Source organism: Bradyrhizobium sp. AZCC 2262 (genome assembly GCF_036924535.1).
Taxonomy (GTDB): domain Bacteria; phylum Pseudomonadota; class Alphaproteobacteria; order Rhizobiales; family Xanthobacteraceae; genus Bradyrhizobium.
In genome coordinates this window covers 3,749,118-3,769,982 of record NZ_JAZHRT010000001.1, presented here as the reverse complement: position 1 = coordinate 3,769,982, position 20,865 = coordinate 3,749,118, and the positions used below count along the sequence as shown (strand labels likewise).

Annotated in this window: 24 protein-coding genes; 8 read left to right on the top strand and 16 right to left on the bottom strand. The window is 63.5% G+C overall.

Going from position 1 to position 20,865, the window contains the following annotated elements:
- Nucleotides 1–258: 258 nt before the first annotated feature.
- The 3 genes from V1283_RS17910 to V1283_RS17900 all read left to right on the top strand — a co-directional run bounded on the left by V1283_RS17910 (nucleotide 259) and on the right by V1283_RS17900 (nucleotide 1,954).
- On the top strand, nucleotides 259–669 hold the full coding sequence (locus V1283_RS17910; protein ID WP_334387769.1) for an NADH:ubiquinone oxidoreductase subunit NDUFA12: 411 nt from the start codon (nucleotides 259–261) through the stop codon (nucleotides 667–669).
- A gap of 73 nt (nucleotides 670–742) precedes the next feature.
- The gene (locus tag V1283_RS17905) at nucleotides 743–1,183 is read left to right on the top strand and encodes a MarR family winged helix-turn-helix transcriptional regulator (protein WP_334387768.1); all 441 of its coding nucleotides are present in this window, start codon (nucleotides 743–745) and stop codon (nucleotides 1,181–1,183) included.
- Nucleotides 1,184–1,252: 69 nt separating this feature from the next.
- Nucleotides 1,253–1,954 carry a hypothetical protein gene (locus V1283_RS17900; RefSeq protein ID WP_334387767.1) on the top strand — a complete coding sequence of 234 codons (702 nt, stop codon included), beginning with the start codon at nucleotides 1,253–1,255 and terminating at the stop codon, nucleotides 1,952–1,954.
- A gap of 35 nt (nucleotides 1,955–1,989) precedes the next feature.
- Here V1283_RS17900 and V1283_RS17895 read toward each other — a convergent pair whose 3' ends face one another.
- The 3 genes from V1283_RS17895 to V1283_RS17885 form a co-directional block, all read right to left on the bottom strand.
- Complete coding sequence (locus V1283_RS17895) at nucleotides 1,990–2,367, bottom strand: KOW motif-containing protein (protein ID WP_334387766.1); 378 nt, start codon at nucleotides 2,365–2,367, stop codon at nucleotides 1,990–1,992.
- 403 nt (nucleotides 2,368–2,770) lie between these two features.
- Nucleotides 2,771–3,376: a glutathione S-transferase family protein gene (locus V1283_RS17890; RefSeq protein WP_334387765.1), complete on the bottom strand. Its 606-nt coding sequence runs from the start codon at nucleotides 3,374–3,376 to the stop codon at nucleotides 2,771–2,773.
- A 54-nt stretch (nucleotides 3,377–3,430) separates the two neighbouring features.
- Nucleotides 3,431–4,141, bottom strand: coding sequence for a DJ-1/PfpI family protein (locus V1283_RS17885; RefSeq protein ID WP_334387764.1), 711 nt, complete (start codon nucleotides 4,139–4,141; stop codon nucleotides 3,431–3,433).
- A gap of 111 nt (nucleotides 4,142–4,252) precedes the next feature.
- Here V1283_RS17885 and V1283_RS17880 point away from each other — a divergent pair, with 111 nt between their 5' ends.
- Nucleotides 4,253–5,191, top strand: a complete 939-nt coding sequence (locus V1283_RS17880) for a GlxA family transcriptional regulator (RefSeq protein WP_334387763.1) — start codon at nucleotides 4,253–4,255, stop codon at nucleotides 5,189–5,191.
- A 15-nt stretch (nucleotides 5,192–5,206) separates the two neighbouring features.
- Here the strand turns inward: V1283_RS17880 and V1283_RS17875 are convergent, their stop codons facing one another.
- From V1283_RS17875 to V1283_RS17850, 6 genes are all read right to left on the bottom strand, one after another.
- Nucleotides 5,207–5,614, bottom strand: coding sequence for a hypothetical protein (locus V1283_RS17875; RefSeq protein WP_334387762.1), 408 nt, complete (start codon nucleotides 5,612–5,614; stop codon nucleotides 5,207–5,209).
- A gap of 268 nt (nucleotides 5,615–5,882) precedes the next feature.
- On the bottom strand, nucleotides 5,883–6,770 hold the full coding sequence (locus V1283_RS17870; RefSeq protein ID WP_334387761.1) for a hypothetical protein: 888 nt from the start codon (nucleotides 6,768–6,770) through the stop codon (nucleotides 5,883–5,885).
- Nucleotides 6,771–6,957: 187 nt separating this feature from the next.
- Nucleotides 6,958–7,254 carry a hypothetical protein gene (locus V1283_RS17865; protein ID WP_334387760.1) on the bottom strand — a complete coding sequence of 99 codons (297 nt, stop codon included), beginning with the start codon at nucleotides 7,252–7,254 and terminating at the stop codon, nucleotides 6,958–6,960.
- 180 nt (nucleotides 7,255–7,434) lie between these two features.
- On the bottom strand, nucleotides 7,435–8,652 hold the full coding sequence (locus V1283_RS17860; RefSeq protein ID WP_442895869.1) for a citrate transporter: 1,218 nt from the start codon (nucleotides 8,650–8,652) through the stop codon (nucleotides 7,435–7,437).
- Nucleotides 8,653–8,701: 49 nt separating this feature from the next.
- Nucleotides 8,702–9,649, bottom strand: a complete 948-nt coding sequence (locus V1283_RS17855; RefSeq protein WP_334387758.1) for an alpha/beta hydrolase — start codon at nucleotides 9,647–9,649, stop codon at nucleotides 8,702–8,704.
- A gap of 122 nt (nucleotides 9,650–9,771) precedes the next feature.
- The gene (locus tag V1283_RS17850) at nucleotides 9,772–10,551 is read right to left on the bottom strand and encodes an SDR family NAD(P)-dependent oxidoreductase (protein WP_334387757.1); all 780 of its coding nucleotides are present in this window, start codon (nucleotides 10,549–10,551) and stop codon (nucleotides 9,772–9,774) included.
- A 397-nt stretch (nucleotides 10,552–10,948) separates the two neighbouring features.
- Here V1283_RS17850 and V1283_RS17845 point away from each other — a divergent pair, with 397 nt between their 5' ends.
- Nucleotides 10,949–11,941: a DUF2155 domain-containing protein gene (locus V1283_RS17845; protein WP_334387756.1), complete on the top strand. Its 993-nt coding sequence runs from the start codon at nucleotides 10,949–10,951 to the stop codon at nucleotides 11,939–11,941.
- Nucleotides 11,942–12,072: 131 nt separating this feature from the next.
- Here V1283_RS17845 and aat read toward each other — a convergent pair whose 3' ends face one another.
- Nucleotides 12,073–12,753, bottom strand: a complete 681-nt coding sequence (aat, locus tag V1283_RS17840; protein WP_334387755.1) for a leucyl/phenylalanyl-tRNA--protein transferase — start codon at nucleotides 12,751–12,753, stop codon at nucleotides 12,073–12,075.
- Between the two features lie 102 nt (nucleotides 12,754–12,855).
- Between aat and V1283_RS17835 the strand changes: the two genes are divergently transcribed.
- Together V1283_RS17835 and V1283_RS17830 are read left to right on the top strand one after the other, a co-directional pair.
- A complete protein-coding gene (locus tag V1283_RS17835) occupies nucleotides 12,856–14,298 on the top strand; it encodes a DASS family sodium-coupled anion symporter (protein WP_334387754.1) in 1,443 nt (480 codons plus the stop codon).
- 7 nt (nucleotides 14,299–14,305) lie between these two features.
- Nucleotides 14,306–15,247, top strand: a complete 942-nt coding sequence (locus V1283_RS17830; RefSeq protein ID WP_334387753.1) for an AEC family transporter — start codon at nucleotides 14,306–14,308, stop codon at nucleotides 15,245–15,247.
- Between the two features lie 14 nt (nucleotides 15,248–15,261).
- Here V1283_RS17830 and V1283_RS17825 read toward each other — a convergent pair whose 3' ends face one another.
- From V1283_RS17825 to V1283_RS17800, 6 genes are read right to left on the bottom strand one after another with little or no spacing between them, the layout of a single operon-like run.
- A complete protein-coding gene (locus V1283_RS17825; RefSeq protein WP_334387752.1) occupies nucleotides 15,262–16,137 on the bottom strand; it encodes an amidohydrolase family protein in 876 nt (291 codons plus the stop codon).
- A 24-nt stretch (nucleotides 16,138–16,161) separates the two neighbouring features.
- Nucleotides 16,162–16,545 carry a RidA family protein gene (locus V1283_RS17820; protein ID WP_334387751.1) on the bottom strand — a complete coding sequence of 128 codons (384 nt, stop codon included), beginning with the start codon at nucleotides 16,543–16,545 and terminating at the stop codon, nucleotides 16,162–16,164.
- Between the two features lie 25 nt (nucleotides 16,546–16,570).
- Nucleotides 16,571–17,374, bottom strand: a complete 804-nt coding sequence (gene hpaH / locus V1283_RS17815; protein WP_334387750.1) for a 2-oxo-hept-4-ene-1,7-dioate hydratase — start codon at nucleotides 17,372–17,374, stop codon at nucleotides 16,571–16,573.
- A gap of 3 nt (nucleotides 17,375–17,377) precedes the next feature.
- Nucleotides 17,378–18,238 carry a fumarylacetoacetate hydrolase family protein gene (locus tag V1283_RS17810; RefSeq protein ID WP_334387749.1) on the bottom strand — a complete coding sequence of 287 codons (861 nt, stop codon included), beginning with the start codon at nucleotides 18,236–18,238 and terminating at the stop codon, nucleotides 17,378–17,380.
- Nucleotides 18,239–18,292: 54 nt separating this feature from the next.
- Nucleotides 18,293–18,910, bottom strand: coding sequence for a flavin reductase family protein (locus V1283_RS17805; RefSeq protein ID WP_334387748.1), 618 nt, complete (start codon nucleotides 18,908–18,910; stop codon nucleotides 18,293–18,295).
- 11 nt (nucleotides 18,911–18,921) lie between these two features.
- Nucleotides 18,922–19,899: a Bug family tripartite tricarboxylate transporter substrate binding protein gene (locus V1283_RS17800; RefSeq protein ID WP_334387747.1), complete on the bottom strand. Its 978-nt coding sequence runs from the start codon at nucleotides 19,897–19,899 to the stop codon at nucleotides 18,922–18,924.
- Nucleotides 19,900–20,066: 167 nt separating this feature from the next.
- On the opposite strand from V1283_RS17800, the gene V1283_RS17795 reads away from it, so the two are divergent.
- Entirely contained in the window at nucleotides 20,067–20,864 is a 798-nt protein-coding gene (locus V1283_RS17795; protein ID WP_334387746.1) for an IclR family transcriptional regulator, read from the top strand.
- Nucleotide 20,865: the final 1 nt, after the last annotated feature.

Below are 20,865 nucleotides of genomic sequence, written 5' to 3'. Positions count from 1 at the left end.
ATTTGCGGGATATAAGTCCTAACCCGTTCAGCGGGCGGACGTTCCCGAGCCCGCGTATCGATTGCGCGCAAGTCGAGCCTGTCAGAGCGGAACTGTACCCGGAATGAACGGATTGCGCCGATTCCGCGTCGAGGCGCGGGCGCGATCAGGCCCTCCAAAACACCGGTCCGGCAGGGCTGCAATATCAGCCTTTGTCTGGACAATCGGCCCTGCCGGTGGCATCAGAGCGACACGACATCTCGAACCGGCCGAGCCCTCATGAAGCTGTTTCTGCTGAAATTTTTCACTTGGTGGAACGGTCAGACGTTCGGCACGCAATTGTGGACGTGGCGATTCGGCGAACTGGTCGGCCAGGACGAGCAGGGCAACCACTACTACCGCACCAAGGGCCGCAAGATCGATCCGACGCTGGGCTTCGAGCGGCGCTGGGTGGTCTATAACGGCTATGCCGAGGCGAGCCGGGTGCCGCCGTCATGGCATGGCTGGCTGCATCACACCGTCGATGTCGCGCCGACCGAAGAGAATTACACGCCGCGGGAATGGGAAAAGCCGCATGTTCCCAACATGACCGGCACGCCCGCGGCCTACCGTCCCTCCGGCTCGACGCTTTCCAGCGGCCGCCGCCCCAAGGCGACAGGCGATTACCAGGCCTGGACGCCGGGAAGCTGAACCCCCGATAAGTTTACTCCGCTTTCGCTGCAGGCATCTTGCCGGGCATCATGGGTGTATATACACTTATCGTATGAAACAACCGTCCGATCGCGATACCGATTACATGGAAGCAGCCGGCTGCTTCTGCCTTGCGTCGCGACAGGCCGCGCGGAAGATCACCCGACTCTACGATTCCTACATGCAGGGTTCTGGCGTCCGCGTCACGCAGTTCACCATCCTGTCGCAATTGATGCTCCGCGGTGAAATGCCGATCGGCAAACTCGCGGGCCTGCTTGGGATGGAGCGCACCACGCTGAGCCGCAACCTGACCCTGCTGGAAGGCAAGAACTGGGTTTCGATCAGCGCCGGCGAGGATCCGCGCGCGCGCATAATCACCATTACCGCGCAGGGACGCGGCCTCGTTCGCCGCGGATTTCTCTACTGGTCGAAGGCTCAGGCGCATATCGGCAAGCTGCTCGGCGCCGACGGCCAGGCCGCATTGAAGCTTTTGGGTTCCCGGAATCTGGGGTGAGACGAACCGGACGGCTGGTCGACATTTCGCTGATCTCAATAGGTGTAACTACACATAAGGAGATATGTCATGCTGGACTTCATCGGAACCATGGTTCTCGCTGCCGCGATCATGGTCAGCGTCAATGCGCTCACCGGCGCGATGCCGATCAGCACATCGCAACGTCTCGCGCTTTCGGTCGGCGCCGGTCTGTGGACGGGCCTGGCTGCCGCGCTCGCGAGCGCGAACCTGTTCCTCGGAACAAATCCGGTGGGGCCGCCAACCATCGGCATGATGATCGTATTTCCGCTGGTTGCGACCGCCGTTGCGGCGTCGGTCTCGCCGTCGGTGCGCGCTTCGCTGCTCGGAATGCCGATGCCCTTCCTGATCGGTCTGAACGTCTGGCGCGTGGCGGGAGGATTTTTTCTTCTCCTCGCGGCCGAAGGCCGGCTTGCCGGACCGTTCCCGACCTCGGCGGGCTGGGGCGATGTCATAACCGGCGTGCTGGCCTTACCCGTGGCCTGGCTTGCGCTGCGTGGGCAAAGCAGGCCGCTGGTCTGGGCCTGGAATGCATTCGGCATGCTCGATCTGGTGGCCGCGCTTGCATTCGGAATTATCTCCGCGAATGGCTCCCCGCTGCAGATCATTCACGCCGGACAAGGCTCCGAGGCGGTGCAGGCGCTGCCTTGGTCGCTGATTCCGACCGTGCTGGTGCCGATGTATCTGATTGTGCACGGCATTATCTTTGCGAAGCTGGCGCAGGCCAGCCAGCGCGCGCCCGCCGAAGCGTGATGCTGCGATGCGGTAGTGTCTCAGTTCGAAGTGTCTCAGTTTGAATTTTCTGGCACCAATTCGATCTGCCTAAGTGCCAAGTCCACTGGGGTAGCGCGGCCGTATGTCTGAACGGCCACTTTGACGGTCTGTTCGTCTACTTCCTTCACTTCGCCCCGAAAACCAGTAAACGGACCATCGATGACCTGTACGATGCGGCCTTCGAGTCCCTGATGATGCTTTCTCATACGACTATCCTTCTTGCCTGCCTCTCTTGCGAAGCTTACCGCTCCAGCCTTTCTTCCAGCGGGCCGCAGCAGCTGCGGATCATCTGGGAACGTCTTGTTCATGTGCACCATATCACAAATCGCGCGATAGACGTCGCTGGCAATGCCGTCCCGGCGCTGACGAGTTGCCTTCTGGCGCAGAGACACTACCTGCGCTGCCGATGCGTTCCGTGTTTGCACTGCCTCGCCTGTGGATAGCGGGATCAGTGGGTACAACCGTCGCGGCCGTCTTGTCCTCTTCGCGGGCTTGGGGCTCAATGGGGACATCTTACGGAGATGGGAAACCATCGCGTCGGTGTCGGGCTCCAGTTCGCGACTGCCCCGACGAGCAGCGGCACCCGATCAGGATACGGCTGGGAGATAGGCCCCCGGTGCAGAGGTTCTGAAATCGCCCGTCAATGTGGTGCTGTCGTGAGACAGGAAAGGTCGTCTGGGAAACCAGGCGGCCTTTTTCTTGGGCCGTCTTCTTTTGCCGTCTTCCTGGGCCGTCGCTGGCACACATCGGCATTGCCGCGCGGTCGCCTTATGGAGGCGCTCACCGATCCAGGCATCAGGGCTGGGTCAATCGAAAAGCCGGTTCGTTGGCAAGCTGTTTCGTCAAAGCGCTCAGGCGAGGCATTTCTTTGGTTGTATCGATTCCCAGCCCACGCGCGAGCCGTTCGGCTACAAATGCCGTTACGTCCGCTTGAGTCAGGCGGCCGAGGAGCAAATAAGGCCTGTCCGACACGATCATCGCATCGACTGCCGTCAGGGCGTTCGTTACCTGCGCCATGCAGTCGTCGATCCAGGGCTGATGAAGCTTCTCCGGCGGATGGTGGTTGCGCTCATAGGCTGCCTGAAGCCCTTTGTCGCACGCTCCCATCATGATCGCCGCAACCTTCATCACGGCCCGTCGGTCTGGTCCCGCGGGCGGCGTTAGTGCGCGGTCGCGACCGAATGCCTCATCCAGGTGGTCGATGATCGCGCCGCTATCGACCAGTACTTCGCCGTTGTCGAGCATCAGCGCCGGGATACGACCCAGCGGATTGGAGACCCGCACTTCGGCTCGATCATTGAAGCCGGAAAGTGGGAGCTGCTCGTATGGCATCCCATAGACCTTGAGCGTGATGGCCACGCGACGCGTGAATGGCGAGCGATTTACCCCAACGAGCATCATTTCAACGATAGTCCTTCGAGCATCTCAAGCCGACCGGCGGGGCCACGCACTCAGTCAGGCCTCCGTCAGCCGTGCGGCGGCGCGGTCGATCATCTCGCCGCGGCGGATCTGCGCCGGCGCAATCCGGTCTTTCATGAAGGCCAGGACTTCCGGCGGCGCGGTCTCGGGCGAGCCGGAATTGAAGGGCGGCGCCGGATTGTATTCGAGCCGAAGCTGGATCGCTTCCGCGGTCCGCTGGTCGTGCAGCAACGAGACCAGCGTCAGCGCGAAATCGATGCCCGCGGTGACGCCGCCGCCGGTGACGCGGTTGCCGTCGACGCAGACGCGCGTCTTGGTCGGGATTGCGCCGAAGGCTTTGAGAAAGTCCATCGCCGTCCAATGCGTCGCCGCGCGATAGCCTTTGAGCAGGCCGGCGGCGCCGAGCACCAGTGAACCCGTGCAGACCGAGGTGACGTATTTTGCGCCTGGCGCCTGCTTGCGCAGGAAGGCCAGCATCTCCTCGTCGTTGATCATGTCGTCGGTGCCGAACCCGCCGGGCACGCAGATGACGTCGAGCTGCGGGCAATCCGCAAACGTCGTGGTCGGCGTCAGCATCAGCACGGAATCGCTCGTGACCGGTTCGATCCGCTTCCAGACCAGATGAACTTGTGCGCCGGGCAGACTGGAGAACACCTGCAACGGACCGGTGAAGTCGAGCTGGGTGACGCGTGGGAACAGCACCAGACCGATCTGCAGCGGCGTAGGCGTGGGAGACGGTGCGGACATCGTGACCTCCGGAAAATTTGGCTTGACGGGAGGCATCCTGACATGGTCGCTTTGTGTCCGAAACGGCATATTTCCCTCATTTTCGGACAAAAGCCAGAAAGCGCAGGAATCATGATCGGCGTTCTCGTGTTTCCGGATTTCCAGTTGCTCGACGCCGCCGGCCCGATTTCGGTGTTCGAGATAGGGGCGCGCTTCGCCGAAAACGCACCTTCGATAAGGGTTGTGGCGGTGACGCCGGGACCGGTGCGCTCTTCCTCTGGTGTCGAGATGCTCGCACGCGGGCTAAAGCCGTCGGGCGCGATCACCACGCTGATCGTGGCGGGCGGTGAGGGCGTGCGGCAGGCGGCAACCTGCGAGAAAACGCTCGGCTTCGTGCGCGCGCTCGCCAAACGTGGCGTCCGCATCGCCAGCGTCTGCTCCGGCGCCTATATCCTCGCCGAGGCCGGCCTGCTCGATGGCCGCCGCGCCACCACGCATTGGCAGCGCACGCGGCATTTTCTCAAGGCCTATCCGCAGGTGAAGCTTGAGCCCGATCGCATCTTCGTGCGCGACGGCGACGTCTGGACTTCGGCCGGGATATCGGCCGGCATCGACCTGTCGCTGGCGATGATCGCGGAAGACTATGGCGACGAGATCGCGCAGAAGGCTGCCAAGCAACTGGTGCTCTATCATCGCCGCAGCGGCGGCCAGTCGCAATTCTCTTCACTGCTGGAATTGAAGGCGCCGAACGGCCGGTTCGGACCTCTATTGGCCTGGGCCCGCGAGCATCTCGACGCGCCGCGTACCGTCGAGGACCTTGCCGAGCAGGCCGGCATGAGCTCGCGGCACTTTACCCGCGCCTTCATGGCGGAGACCGGCACCACGCCGTCAAAGGCAGTGGAGCGGTTGCGCATCGAGGTGGCGCGGCAGCGCGTGCAGTCCTCCAGCGAGGCGATCGAGCGTGTCGCGCAGACCACCGGTTTTCGCGACCCGGAGCGGATGCGCCGCGCCTTCATCCGCGCCTTCGGCCAGCCACCGCAATCGCTGCGCCGCGCGGCGCGGGCGGGGTAGGGGCATTGGAGAAAGTTATCTCCGGAAATCGACCCGGCCTTGCGAAAAGTACCCGTCTATTCGCTGATCGCTCACCACCAGGCCGACCCAGGGAACCGTGATCTCCGGGTTGTTCAGGTTGATATACTTGCCCACCAGCCGGCGCGGACCTTCGCGCCTTGCGTCGATCAGGCCCCTGCGCGCGCCGGAATCCCAATCGAATAACAGGTACACGCGGTCTTCGACGACACGCGCTTCGCCCTGGCCCTGTTTCCATTTGTCGGGGGCATCGCCCGGGATGGTGGGATCTGTTGCACCCTTCCAGCGGCTCGACCATTGACCTTCGATCGTGCCGTGCTGGTAGCTGCTGTCTTGAGCGCTCCACGGGTTTGCATTTTCGTCGGTGGCGGATTCTTCCGGCAACGTGTCGCGGGCAAACTGCATCACGCCATCGTCGTTGGGATTTGGAACGTCCATGACGCCGAATGGATTTCGGATTGCCGTATCTTTTTCGGACACGACGTTTTGCTGAGCGTTTTCGGATTTCAATGGTGTCTCCAACTGCGATGGCCTGCTTCGCTCTGAACGGCATGGCCGGCTTCGTGAGCGTTGCGATCGCAGAATGGAGGCGTGGCGGCCACCCGATTTCCGGGAGAACCTTGCTGGCTATGAACCTCCCCGGCGCTCGATTATCCGGCGCCGCTCGGCTGGCTCAGGCAACGTCGGCTTGCGCGCTCGGCGTCTGCGTCTGCTCCGTGAGCAAGGCGTCGAGATCGACCAGCTGCGGATCGTCAGCCTCGGGTTCGCCGAGTCCTGCACTGCCATGAAGATGCATCAGGGTCTGCACGCGGCGGGCGTTGAGATGGTCCACGTGCTGATGCTGCAGCGCCAGCGGCAGCAGCGCTTTGGGAAGCCCGACCAGCGCAAAGGCGGAAACCCTGCGCACCTCGTCGCCCTCGCGCCAGAGCAGGGGATGGAGGGTGTAGATCAACTGCCGCTCGATCTCCGGCGACGACGGCTGTTCCGATTCGGACGGCGCGAGGCTGGCGAGATTGGCGTTGCCCGCACGCGTGCGTACCGCAGCCGATCGCAGCTCCCAGCATATCAAGTCCGCCGCAGCGAGAACCTCACGGCGCACGGCGTCCACGTTGCTCGAAAACCTGGTCGCTTCCGGTATCGACATCACGCTTTTGGTGACGGCCTCGACCAGCGCAGTGGCGCCGGTATCAAATCCCGGCGCGGCCCGCTCGATCGCCGCAGCCATCGCCTCGATCTGGTCAGCCATCGTGTCGCGGTCGCGCTGAGCCTTGGCATCGGCCAGGGCGCGCTCGGCCGAGGCAACCTGCTCGTCGAATTCCGCCAATTCGGCGCGCCAGGTCTTGGCGCGGTCATCGACGGCGCGCATGGCGGCTTCGGCGCGATCGAGCCGGGCATTGGCAGCCCCGGCTACCGCCAGCCGTTCGGCGGCGGTGCGCTTTTCTGCAAGTTCCGTTTCGGCGACGCTCAGCCGGTCGGCCAGCTTCTGCCGTGCCGCCTGCTTCTCTTTCAGCGCGTTCTCGAAGCGCTCGATCGGGCCGAGCTCGCGCTTAAAAAATGCCATGGCAATATACCCCCGCGCCTCACGATCGTCCGCCGAATCAGCGGGCCGATTCGTTACATGCAAAAACTAGCCTGAAACTTGGATGACATTGCGGCTTAAGTCTGTTTTGCGAAACCGGTCGGTGGATGATGGCCGGCGAAGGGCCGGCCATCATCTTCGCTTTGTATGAGCTGAGTCGCGGCGCCGCTCAATTATGCTTCTTCAGGAAGATGCGCCCGCTCTGGATATTTTGCGCGGCGTGGATGCGGGCGCGCTCGAGCGGTGTGACGACACCGTTCGCCTTGGCCTTGTTCTCAAGGTTCTGCACCCGCGCCTGGCCCTTCAGCAGCTTCTGGGTTTCGGTGAAGTTCAGGTCGCCGCCCTGGATACCCTTGAAGATGCGGTGCTGTTGGGCGTTCTGGCGCGCGTCGATCAAGGGCGTGCCGGCGAAGCTGCTGGCCGATGTAACGGCCAGAACGAGCGAAGCAAGAATAAAAGTCCTCATCACAATTCTCCTTTGCGCTGCTGTCGCAGGCTGCGACGACATCATGTCGGCGCTCGACCCGCGACACGCACAGGATGGGTGACGCGGGCTGCGCGGAATGTGCGCGCCGTCACGAAATCGCGTGGGATTACAAAGGTTTAATGGCCTCGAAGATGAATGGATTGTCAGAATTGAAAGCGGCTAATGCGGCGCATCGGGGTGCCAGCCGAGCACCGCCAGCATCACGAAAAATCCGACGACATAGGCCAAAGCCACGGGCCAACCCTGGCTGACCCAGCGGCCGACGGACTTGGCTTCGGGATACATGTTCGACAGCGCGACGCCCGCCGACGAGCCGAACCAGATCATCGATCCGCCGAAGCCGACGGCATAGGCCAGATAGCCCCAGTCATAGCCGCCTTGCTTCAGCGCGAGCGCGGTGAGGGGAATGTTGTCGAACACCGCGGAGACGAAGCCCAAGCCCAGCGCGGTTGGCCATGAAGCGGCGGGCAGCTTCTCGACCGGCATCAACGAGGCCGCGGTGACGAGCGCGAGGAGGAAGATGGTTCCCTTGAAGGTTTCGGGCATCACCTTCCAATCCGGTGCGCGCAGGCCCGCCGTCAGCAGAATGACGGCCCAGACGGCTGTGCCGAGAACCGGGACGGCATCGAGCAAAGCGGGGTATTTCAAATTGGCGGTGATGTTCGCGGCCAGCGCGGCAATCAGAATGGCCGCGACGATGAAGACCCGCGCCGGGTCGATCTTCAGGCCCTTCGACGGGTCTTTCTGGATTGGTGAGTAGCGCTGCTGCTGAATGGAGGCGGGCACCGCAAAGATCAGCATGGCGACGATGGCCGCGACATAGGCCTCAACTACGGCAAGCGGGCTGACGCCCGCGATCCACATCATGGTCGTGGTGGTGTCGCCGACGACGCTGCCCGATCCGCCGGCATTGGAGGCTGCGACGATGGCCGCGAGATAGCCGATGTGAACCTTGCCCTGGAACACGTGTCGCGCAACGGTGCCGCCGATCAGGGCGGCGGCGATATTGTCGAGGAAGCTCGACAGCACGAACACCAGGACGAGCAGGACAACGCCGCCCTTCCAGTCGTCCGGCAACAGCGCCGGCATCTCATCTGGAATCCGGCTCTCCTCGAAATGCCGGGACAGCAGCGCAAACCCCATCAGCAGCAGGAACAGATTGGTGAGCGTGACCCACTCATGCGCCATGTGATGGGCAAGGCCATCGAGGCCCGCGCCGTGCTTGAAGCCGGTGAAGACGAGCTTGTAGGCGACGATCGCGGCAAGGCCGGTCAGCGCGACTTGAAGCGTCTTGTGATGGAATAGCGCGACACCGAGCAGCGTCAATGCGAACAGGATGAAGTCGACGGGAATTCCAAACACAACGATTGGTTCGATCACAACGGCCTCGAATAGGCGCAGGATGGATGCAGGGTATAACAGTGCGTTATTTCAGCGCCTTCAGCCAGCCCGCGATTTCGCTGACTGCGACATTGGCCTGTTGCAGCAGCTTGCCCATGGTGAAGAAGCCGTGGAACTGGCCGGGGAAGTGGCGGTAGGTCATGGGCACCCCAGCTTCCTTGAGCCCTGCAGCATAGTCGGCGCCCTCATCGCGCAGCGGATCGGCGCCGGCGGTCAGCACATAGGCCGGCGGCAGGCCAGCGAGCGTTTTCGCGCGCGCGGGCGAGGCCTTCCAATGATCGATGTCATCAGCGCCGTTCAGGTAGTGGTTACAGAACCATTTGATCACGGAGTGCGTCAGCAAGATGCTGGTCTCGGGCTCGCTGTGCGAGGGATACTTCATCGCAAAATCGGTGGCGGGATAGATCAGCACCTGACCAGCGAGTTTTGGGCCGTTGCCGTCGCGCGCGGCCAGCGCCACGACGGCGGCGAGATTGCCGCCGGCGCTGTCGCCACCGACCAGCAGGTGCCCGGCGTCGATGCCGAGTTGCCCGGCATTGACGGCAATCCATTTGGTCGCGGTGATGGCGTCGTCGACAGCCGCAGGAAATTTATGTTCCGGTGCCAGCCGGTAGTCGACCGAGATCACGATCAGCTCGCCCTCATGGGCCAGCTTCTGGCAGACCACTTCATGAGTATCGAGATCGCCAATCACCCAACCGCCGCCGTGAAAGAACACCAGGCATGGTGCAAGCCCGTTGTTCTTGCGCAGCGTCTTCGGCGTGTAGATGCGCGCCGCAATCGTGCCATGCGGCGCGGGGATCGACAGCGGTTTGTTCGATTCAAGCGCGGGCGGCTCGGGGTTCATGACGACGCGGGCGTTCCGATAGTACTCGCGCGCTTCCGGCGCGGTCAGCGTCTCATAGGCGGGACGGCCCGCTTCCTGGAAAGCCTGGTAGATGGCAGCGGCATCGGGATCGAGAGTTACGGGCATGGGTGGAGACCCTTCGTTTCAGGTTTGTCATTCCGGGGCGCGCAGCGAACTACGGTGCGCAATTGCGCACCTGAGAATCTCGAGGTTCCGGGTCTGGTCCTTCGGACCATCCCGGAACGACGTCAGGCGGCGGTGCGGCCGCCGTCAACGGTGTAAGCGGAGCCCGAGACGTAGCTTGCCTCGTCGGAGGCGAGGAACGCCACGATGGAGGCGACTTCGGACGCCTGTCCAAGCCGCCGCGCCGGAATCCGGTCGACGATCTTCTCGTTCGGCGGCGGCTCGTTGCCGGGATTGCGGCCCTGCAGGATCGTGCTCAGCATCCGGCTGTCGATCAGACCGGGGCAGACGCAGTTGACCCGCACGCCGGTGCCGGTGCATTCCCAGGCAGCGCTCTTGGTGAGACCGATCACCGCGTGTTTGCTGGCGCTGTAGACGGCGATCATCGGCGATCCCATCAGGCCGGCGATCGAGGCGGTGTTGATGATGCTGCCCTTGTTCTGCTTCAGCATCACCGGCAGCACATGCTTCATGCCGAGAAAGACGCCGACGACATTGACGTCGAGCACGCGGCGAAAGCTGTCCAGCGGATATTCCGGGATCGGCTTGATGTCGCCCTCGATGCCGGCGTTGTTGTAGAACGCGTCGATCGCGCCGAACCTGTCGACCGTGGCGCGGACATAGTCCGCGACCTCGTCCTCCCTTGTGACGTCAGCCGTGACCGCGAGCGCTTCGGCCGAGGCGGGCAGGTCCTTGATGGCGGCCTTGAGGTCGTCTTCCTTGCGGTCGACAGCGACGATGCGGGCGCCGCGTTCGGCCAGGAGGCGGATGGTCGCGGTTCCGATGACGCCGGCCGCGCCGGTCACGACGGCAACCCGGCCATCGAGGCGAATTCGATCGGGCATGTCTTAAGGTTTCCTCTCGCTCCTCCGGTTATCCCGGATTTTGATGGTTTTCGCGCCGAGAGCGGGCACCCTCGCGTGAACGGAAGCGACTATTTCATCTGAAACGGGGCATGACTAGATCATGGGGTGCTATCGAAACCGGTTTCCGCCCTCCCGGGCCATGATCGGGATCATGCCGCGACGATCGAAAGCCGGTTTCGGCGTTCCCGGGCCATGATCGAGATCACCGAGCGACTTGGAAAACCGGCTTCCGCCTTTCCCGGCCAGGATCGAGTGCGGCGGGAAGGGGGCAAGTCGCCCTTTCCGCGCCGTATTCGCCGTGTTAACCGGTTGGGACGCGAGCGGCGGATAAGTCTGTACTATGTCGCGAGCCCGATTCGCCTGTAAAAGCCGCGAGATGCTTCGAACCATCGCCCTGACCGGTCTTGCGGCCCTGATCGCCGCCACCATGACGTCGCTTGTGCCCCCGGCGCAGGCGCAGATCGGCAATATCTTTTCCGATCCGCCGCTGCGGCCGCCGGGCGCCATTCCCCGCGGCAATCAGCAGCAGCAACAAATCCCCGACGACGACGAGGAAGTGCCGGAACTGCCGCGCGGCCGCCTGTTGCCGACCCCGAACCGTCCGCCGCCGGGGCAGGGCGCTCCGCCGCCGGGAAGCTTCCAGTCACAGCCGCTGGCGCCGCCGCCAGGAACGACCGTCGCGCCCCAGGGCACGCAGCCGGGCGTTGCCGCTCAGCCGCCGCAGCCGGGCCAGCCTCAGCCGGGCGTCGCCAACGCGCCACCGGGCCAGCGCCAACCGCCAGCCAAGGGCGTGCCGCAATCGCCGGCGACGCTGCAGCCGGGTGACGAGGTCGTGTCCGAGCCGCCGGCCACCAAGATCACCAACAAGAAGGCGAGCTTCTCCGGCCTCGACAAGATCACCGGCCGCATCATCAATTTCGACGAGGATATCGGCGAGACCGTGCAGTTCGGCGCGCTGCGCGTGAAGACCAGTGCCTGCTATACACGGCCGTCGACGGAAGCCGCCAACACCGACGCCTTTGTCGAGGTCGACGAGATCACGCTGCAGGGCGAGGTGAAGCGGATCTTCTCAGGCTGGATGTATGCCGCGAGCCCCGGCCTGCATGGCGTCGAGCACCCGGTCTACGACATCTGGTTGACTGACTGCAAAGGCCCCGACCAGACCATCGTCAGCGCGCAGCCCGATCCGCCGAAGGGGGCGGCCCCGCCGCCGGCCGCAAAACGTCCGCCGCAACCGAAGCAGGCAGCGCCGCGTCCGCCGGGAGCGCCGCCGCAGCCGCAATTCCAGCAGCAGCCGCAACAGGCTCCGCCACCACCCCCACCGCAGCAGCGGCCGGGTGGACTGTTTGGCGGATTGTTCGGGAATTAGCAGCAAAGAACGTAGCCCGGATGGAGCCACCGGGTCGCGCGAATGCGGGCCCGATGACAGGCTCCGCGAAATCCGGGACTGCTCTCTCCGTGGTGGAGACCGATCCCGGACTGCGCTGCGCTCCATCCGGGCTACGCGGTTGGACGTTTCGCGATAATCGCGAGCGCTTCCTCGCCGCTGACGCTGGCTTGTAACCGCATGAAATCCGCAGGCTCGCCCGCGATCGCCTTGTCGAGCAATACGCGATAGCGGTGCCTTGGAATTTCGACCGCACCGAAGCTGCGCAAATGTTCGGTGACATATTGGGTGTCGAGCAGCTCGAACCCGCCTGCGATCAGCCGCGCCACCAGATGCACCAGCGCCACTTTCGACGCATCACGGGCGCGATGGAACATGCTTTCCCCGAAGAAAGCCCGCCCGAGGCTGACGCCGTAGAGGCCGCCGACGAGGTCGCCGTCCTGCCAGACCTCGACGCTGTGGCAGTGGCCGAGCTCGTGGAGCCCGACATAGAGATCCCTGATACGCTTGTTGATCCAGGTGTCGTCGCGGCCAGGCTGCGGCGCAGCGCAGCCCGCGATCACCGCCTTGAAGGCGGTATCGACGGTCACGCTGAAGGTATCCGAGCGCACGGTGCGGGCCAGCCGCGAGGCAATGCGGAAGCCTTGAAGCGGAATCACGCCGCGCATTTCCGGCTCGACCCAGAACAGCGTCGGATCGCCGGCGCTCTCGGCCATCGGGAAGATGCCGCAGGCATAGGCCCGCAGCAGCACTTCGGGCGTGATTTCGGAAACGGCTGACTCGCGCGATGTCATGCGTGGCAGAATAGCAGGACGGCGCGGGCCTATGCTACGCTTCCGCAAAAAAGGCGGCCGCCCGAATATCGACGATCGCCAGGAGGAAGAAAGAGGGGACGCGTGAAAATCACCTGGAAGACCGTTGTGCCACTGCTGATCTGGCTGGCGCTCTATCTCACGCCGGTTCCGGCCGGCCTTAACGCCAATCAATGGCACTATTTTGCGATCTTTGCCGCCGTGATCGCAGGCCTGATCCTGGAATCGATGCCGGTCGGCGCCGTCGGCATTATCGGCCTGACGTTCGCGGGTATCTCGGGATATGTCGAGCAGGATCCCAACAAGGCGCTGCGCTGGATGCTGGGCGGCTTTTCCGAAAGCACGGTGTGGCTGATCGTCGGCGCCTTTGTGTTCTCGATCGGCTACCGCAAGAGCGGGCTCGGCCGGCGGCTCGCGCTGCTGCTGGTCAATCGCCTTGGCCGCCGCACCATCGGGCTCGGCTATGCGGTTGCCTTCTCCGACCTCGTGCTGGCGCCGGCGACGCCGTCCAACACCGCGCGCAGCGGCGGCACCATCTATCCGATCGTCAGCAACATCCCGCGCATCTATGGCTCCGAACCGGGGCCGACCGCCGGCAGGATCGGCACCTATGTGATGTGGACGGCGTTTGCGACCACCGCGGTGACGAGCTCGCTGTTCCTGACCGCGCTGGCGCCCAACGCGGCTGCGCTCTCTATCGCCAAGAAGATCGCAGGCGTCGAAGTCGGCTGGTCGCAATGGTTCATCGGCTTCGCGCCGCTCGGTGTCCTGCTTTTGATCCTGGTGCCGCTGCTGAGTTACGTGATCTGCCGGCCGGAGGTGAAGGAAAGCCCGGAAATCGTCGAATGGAGTTCAACCGAGCTCAAGGTGATGGGGCCGCTGTCACGCAACGAATGGATCATGGCCGCCCTCGTGCTGCTGGCGATGTTCCTGTGGATCTGCGGTTCCAACCCCACCATCAGCCTGCCGCTGCTGGGGTCGAACTTCATCAACGCGACCATGGTGGTCTTCGTCGTGATCTCGCTGATGCTGTTGACCGGCGTGATCGAGTTCGACGACATCGTCCGCGAAAAGAGTGCGTGGGAAGTGTTCTTCTATTTCACCTCGCTGTTGACGCTGTCCTCGGGCCTGAACGAAATCGGCTTCATCAAATGGGTGGCGGAGGGCTATGCCAGGGAGCTGGCGGGGCTCGGTCCCACGGTCGGGATGATCCTGCTGGTCTCCTTCTTCTTCTGGGTCCACTATTTCTTTTCCAGCATCACCTCGCATGCGGCGGCGGTGTTGCCGGTGGTGCTTGCGGTCGGCAGCAGCATTCCGGGACTGTCGATGCCGATACTGACGCTGCTCTGCGTCTATTCGCTCGGCCTGATGGGGGTGATCTCGCCCTACGCGACCGGGCCGGCGCCGATGTATTACGGCAGCGGCTATATCGGGAAGGGTGATTTCTGGAAATTCGGCCTGATCTTCGGCGTGATCTATTTTGCTGGCCTGTTGCTGATCGTGATGCCGTGGCTGGGGGTGGTGTGATCGGAACATGAGCGCGCTGTTGATCGTCGTTCCGGTGTTCGCGTTGATCGCGGCCGGCTATGCGGCGGTGGCGCTGCGTTTCATTTCGCCTACGGCGCACAAGGGAATTTCTGAGTTCGCCTTCAGCATCGCCATTCCTGCGCTCCTGTTCCGGATCGTGGTCGTCGCAGAATTTCCCGCCGTCAACGCCTTCGCGGTGTGGAGCGCCTATTATGGGGCAACGGCGGCGACATGGATCGTCGCGCTCCTGGCGACATCCGTTCTTCGGCAATCCCGGGCCGACGGCGTGGTGCTCGCGATCGGCTCGATCTACGGCAACATCGTGATGCTCGGCCTTCCCCTGACGTTGTCGGCTCTGGGAAGTCAGGCCGCTGGCTCGATGGCATTGATCCTGTCGGTCAATACGCCGCTGCTTTGGCTTTGCGGCACGCTGCAGATGGCATGGGCCGAGCGGAAGTCTTCCGAGAGTGCGCCGCTTCTGGCCCTTCGGGCTATCAGCGAGATCGCGCGCAATCCGATCATGCTCGCGCTCGGCTTTGGGTTCCTCTGGCGCCTCACCGGATTGGGATTGCATCCCGTAGCGGACAAGACGCTGGAGTTGCTGGCGCAGGCCGGTTCGCCAACGGCGCTGATCGCGCTCGGAATCAATCTCTTCGGATTCAAGATCAAGGGCCGGGCGCTCGCGATGGCGGTGAAGTGCGCCCTCAAGCTGCTGGCGATGCCGGCCATCGCCGCGATCCTCGCGTTCTACTTCCTGGCGCTGCCGCCGATTTCCGCGGCGGTGGTTGTTCTCTTTGCAGCGATGCCGACCGGCGCCAATGCCTACATCTTCTCCGCCCAGTACGGACGGCTGAACGAAGCCGTCTCGGGCGCAGTGGCGCTCGGGACGGTCCTGGCCGCGGTGACATTGCCCGTCATCGTCGCATTCATGACGGTCGCGCTGCGCTAGGCGTGCGACAACCTCTACTCCTCGTAGCCGAACAGCTTGGCCGGGTTGGTCACCAGGATTTTCTTCAGCTCGGCCTCGTCGGCCACGTAGCGATAGAGCAGCTCGAGCAGGTCGGCGTCGTTGGGCGGCTGCACCACCGAAACCGGGTGCGGCCAGTCGCTCGCCCATACGCAGCGGTCGGGAGCGGCTTCGATATAGGCGCGCGCGATCGGGATGACGTCGTCCCACGGCGGGCCCTTCTTCGAGGTCTTCTCGCCGAGCGACAGCATCACCCAGAAATTGCCCTTCGACAGAAGCTCCAGCATCTTTTGCAAATTCGGGTCTTCCTTGCCGCGCACAGGGTCCGGCCGGGCCATATGGTCGATCAGCACGGGGACGTCGAGATTTTCGTATTTCGCGGCGCTGGAGACGATGCCGTCCTTCTCCGGCTGGATTTTTGCGTACCAGCCGAGCTCGCGAATTTTCGCGATCGCGCGCGCAAAATCCTTGTCCGAGAGCACTGCGCCAAGTTCCTGCCGGAAACTGAAGCGGGCGCCGCGCACGCCGGCGTCGTGAAGTTTGGCGAGATAGGCATCATCGGCTTCGGCAAACACCAGGGCGTTGGCGCAGCCGCGGTAGTTCGGTCCCATCGCCGCGAGGGCGTCGAGCACCACGGAATGATCGGCGCCATAGGTCGTGGTCTGCACGATGATGCCGCGCTCGATGCCGAGCGTCTTGTGGACGCGAAGCGCCGCTTCCCAGGTCGCCGTCGGCATCTGGTAGGCGGCGCCCGGGCGCACCGGATATTTGTCGAGCGGGCCCAGCACGTGAAACTGGCTGTCGATGCTTTTCGGCGGCGGCAGTTTTGAGGGGCGTCGCGGGTTCGGATCGAAGGGTAGATAGGCCGGCATGTCAGGTTCCTTGTTCGGTCGCGATCAGCCGATCACGGCGGTGAAATCGCATTGCACGAGCGCGCCGTTTTCCATGTCCATCTGCAGCGCGTGACGGGCCGGGCGCGAATGCTCGTCGGGAAACATTTTCAGCCACTCGGTGTTCACCGGCGCGCGCTGCGTGCGATCCTGCAGCCACACCGTCATCTTGATGATGTCGGAGGTCGCCCCGCCGCCGGCCTCCACGATCGCCTTCATGTGGCCGAACATGTTGGCGCACTGGTCTTCGATCTTTTCCGGCATCTTGCCGGTGGCGGGGTCGCGGCCAAGGATGACGCCGGACATCAGGAGATTGCCGATGTGGCAGGCGTTGGGAATGGGATTGGCGTGCTTGAATTCGCCGATATGAATGCTCTTGCGCCTTGTCATCTCTGTTCTCCCGGGACGTTTTTGTTCAGACGAACTGGCAGGACACCGATCCGAACTGACCGTAATCGGCATGAAACGTGTCGCCCCTGATGATCTCGACCGGACGTGTAAACGATCCCGCCAGCACTACCTCGCCGGCGTCGAGAAACTCGCCCTGGGCGGCCAGTCGGTCGGCGAGCCAGGCTACGCCGTTGGCGGGATGATTGAGAACGCCGGCGGCAATGCCGGTTTCCTCGATCTGGCCGTTGCGAAATAACAGCGCGCCGATCCAGCGCAGGTCGAAATCGAGCGGACGGATAGGCCGGCCACCGACGACCAACGCCGCATTGGCGGCGTTATCGGAAATCGTGTCCATCACCTTGCGCGGCGCTTTCGTCTCGGGATCGACGCGGTGCATCCGCGTCTCCAGGATTTCGAGCGCCGGCGTGACGTAGTCGGTGGCGTTGAGCACGTCGAACAGCGTGCACTCGGGGCCTTCCAGCGGCGTCTTCAGCACAAAGGCCAGTTCGACCTCGATACGGGGCGCACGGAAACGATCGAACGGGATCGCCGACGCGTCGGGATAGAACATGTCGGCGAACAGCACGCCGTAATCCGGTTCGGAAATGCCGACGGCGTTCTGCATCGCTTTCGATGTCAGGCCGATCTTGTGCCCCCTGACGATGCGGCCGCGCGCGAGCTGCAGCTTCGTCCAGGCGCGCTGAATGGCGTAGGCGTCCTCGATCGTGAGGTCGGGATATTCGCGCGTGAACGCAGCAATCAGCGACTTGCTGCGTTCGGCGTCATCCAGACGCTGCGCCAGCCGTTCGATGGTCTGTTGATCGAGCATCGGCTACTGCTCCTCCGCCACGGTGTTGCGGAGGATGCCGATTCCAGAGGATTCCACCTCGACGACGTCGCCTGGCTTGAGCCAGCGCGGCGGCGTGAACCGGGCGCCGGCGCCGATCGGGGTGCCGGTCGCGATCATGTCGCCGGGTTTCAGGGTGGCAAAGGTGGAGAGATAGGCGATCAGGAAATCGAACGGGAACATCAGCCGCTCGGTGGAATCGTTCTGGCGCACTTCGCCATTGACGCGGGTAATAATGTCATGGGGCCCGCGCGGATCGCATTCGTCCGACGTGACGATCCACGGCCCGATACTGCCCGAGCGGTCGAAATTCTTGCCCTGGGTGACGTTGAACTTGCCGTGGTGCAGCCAGTCGCGGACGCTGCCCTCGTTGCACAGCGTCATGCCGAAGATGTGGTCCCAGGCGCGCTCGCGGGGTATGTGCCGTCCTTCCTTGCCGATCACGATCACAAGCTCGCCTTCATAGTCGAGCTGTTCGGAGATATCAGGCTTTTCGATCGGCTGACCGGAGCCGACGACGGAAGAGGGGTTGCGGACAAACAGGCTCGGATATTTCGGCAGGTCCGAATTGTCCTTGTACTCGGCGTTGCGGTCCTTGTAGTTGACGCCGATGCACCAGAGTTTTTCCGGGTTGGGGATCGGCGGCAGCAGCACGAGATCGTCGAGGGCATGGCTCGGCTTGAGGCCGGCGACCATTTGGCGCGCGACTTCCAGACCGTCCTTGGCGATCAGGGTCCGAAGGTCAGGACATTTCGGTCCGAGCCGTTGAGTGAGGTCAACCACGCCGCCGGCAACGGCCGCGCCGAAATGCGGCTCGCCATTTGCGAGAAAACTCAAGAGTTGCATGCGGTGGATCTCCGGATCAGTGCCGCGTTCACGCAGGCGTCGCCATGCGATGCTTCAGGATTCAGTTTTCGAGGTCTGGAACACGGGTTTCAGGGTGACGATCTCGCCAAGCTTCGCGTAACGCGGACCGGCGATACGGGCGATCGGATCGAGCGCCTTGGTTTCGATCTTGCCGTTTTGCAGCAGCCCATCCCTGATATGGAACACCAGCACCTCGCCGACGATGAGCCGGCTGCGGGTCTCGCCGAATTCGAGGCACTGCCGGAAGCGGCATTCCATCGCAACCGGAGCTGCGGCGAGACGAGGCACCTTGATGCGTTCTCCCGGCAGCGTCGAGAGCCGCAATTCCTCGACCTCGCTGACGTCAGGCGGATGCTCGGTGGAGCTCTCGTGCACTGCCGTCATCAGGCTGGAATCCGCGATGTGAACGACATACTCCTCGTTGTTGAGGATGTTCTGCGCGGTATCCTTGTATATTCCACCCTTGCGGCCGACGCTGATGGCCAGCATCGGCGGCTTCGGCGAAACGAAGGTAAAAGCGCTGAACGGGGCGAGGTTGACGACCCCGCTGTTTGACAGGGTGGTGACCCAGGCAATGGGCCGGGGCACCACGACGCCGGTGATCAGCCTGTAGGCCGTTTCGGCGTCGAGATATGCCGGATCGATCCGCATCGGGATGCGCCTCAGTCAGCCTTGATGTTCGCCTTGCGGACCACGGGAATCCACTTGGCGTCCTCGCGCTCGAGATAGCTCGTGAACTCTGCCGGTGTCATCGATACGGCCTCGGCGCCGAGCGCGTTGAACTTCTCGACGATGGCGGGATCTTTCAGGATCTCCGCAAGCGTATCGTGGAGCGTGGTCATGATCTCGGCCGGCGTGCCTGATGGCGCGAACAGGCCGGTGAAGGTCTGGCCGTCAAATTCCTTGTAGCCGAGTTCGGTGAAGGTCGGGACATCAGGCAGCCAGGAGGCGCGGTGGCTACCGGTGACGGCGAGCGGGCGCAGCATGCCGCTCTTGATGGAAGGCAATCCGACCGAGATCTGATCCAGCGCGAATTGCACCTGTCCGCCGATCAGGTCGTTGAGAGCGGGCGCGTTGCCGCGGTAGTGCACCGTCAGCCATTCCAGGCCCAGCGTCGACTGCATCAGCTCGCTGAGCAGATGGTTGGTGGTGCCCTGGCCAGGCGAGGCCATCGTCAGCTTGCCGGGATCGCGGCGCGCAAGTTCGATGAATTCCTGCAGATCTTTGGCCGGCACCGACGGGTGCACTTCGAGCACCAGCGGCGTCATCGTGATCGAGGTGATCGGTGCGAAATCCCGCTTCCAGTTATAGGCATCACGCTTGGCGATCTCGGGTGCGAACAGCACCGGCCCGTTGGCGCCGACGAACAGCGCGTAGCCGTCGGGTTTGGTTTTCGCGAACGCCTCGCCGGCGATCAGGCCGCCGGCGCCGGCCTTGTTTTCCACGATGAACGGCTGGCCCAGCTTCGCCTGAAGCTTGTCGGCGATGACGCGCGCCGCGCTGTCGACATTGCCGCCTGCCGGGTAAGGCACGATCAGGCGTACTTGCCGCGCCGGCCATTGCTGGGCATCGGCCGGCGTGCTCAACGAAGCCGCTGACAGTACCGATACAGCGACGCCTGCGATCGCGAAAAATTTCATCGCATTCTCCCGAAAAGCGACATGTCTGCCGCCACATTTGTTTTGCGCGGGCCCCGTCCCAGCGGCATGCGCATCTATTGTTCCGCGCCGCGATCTTGCGCGCAGCCCTTCCGCTGTCGACCAAATTGTGGTGTTTTTGTCCACATTGTGGACATGGGACAGTACGTATGACTAACGGTCGGCTAAAGCCGCGCAGGCGAGGGCCGCGGCAGGGCGGGCAGGCAATCCGCCGCGCGTTGAACGTGCTGCGCACGCTCGCGGTTGGCGGGGAAAAAGGCGTGCCTCTGGTTGAGATCGTGCAAGCGACCTCGCTCGCCCGCCCTACGGTACATCGCATCGTGCACGTGCTGGTCGAGGAGGGGATTGTCGAGCGCAGCGACCGGACAGGAAACTACGTCGTCGGCCGCCAGGTGCCCGAACTGGCGCTGGCGCGTCCATCGCGCTCACCCCTGATGGTTGCAGCCGAGCCGTATCTCGCGGAAGCGTCGGCGCAGCTCGGCGATACCTTGTTCCTGACGGTACGCACCGGGCTCGACACGCTATGCGTGGCGCGCCGCATCGGCGGCTATCCGATCCAGGTGTTGTCGATCGAGGTCGGTGTGCGGCGTCCGCTGGGCGTCAGCAGCGCGGGTGTGGCGATACTGGCCGCCATGCCTGCTGCGGAGGCACGCAAGATCGTGCTCGCCAACGAACCGCGATTTGGCGCCTATCGGACCGATACGGCCACCGTCCTCGGCCAGATCCAGCTCGCGCGCCGCCGGGGCTACAATCTGCGCGATGTCGGCCTGGTGCAGGGAACGAAGTCGCTTTCGGCCTGGATCCGGACACCGGACGGCCAGCCCGCTGCGGCGATTACGCTCTCCGCCATACGAAACAGAATGAGCCCGCGCCGGGCGATCGAGGTGGCAGACGTTCTTCTGGCGGCTGCGCGTGCGATCGAAGCGGCGACGCCGAGGGATTCGTAGC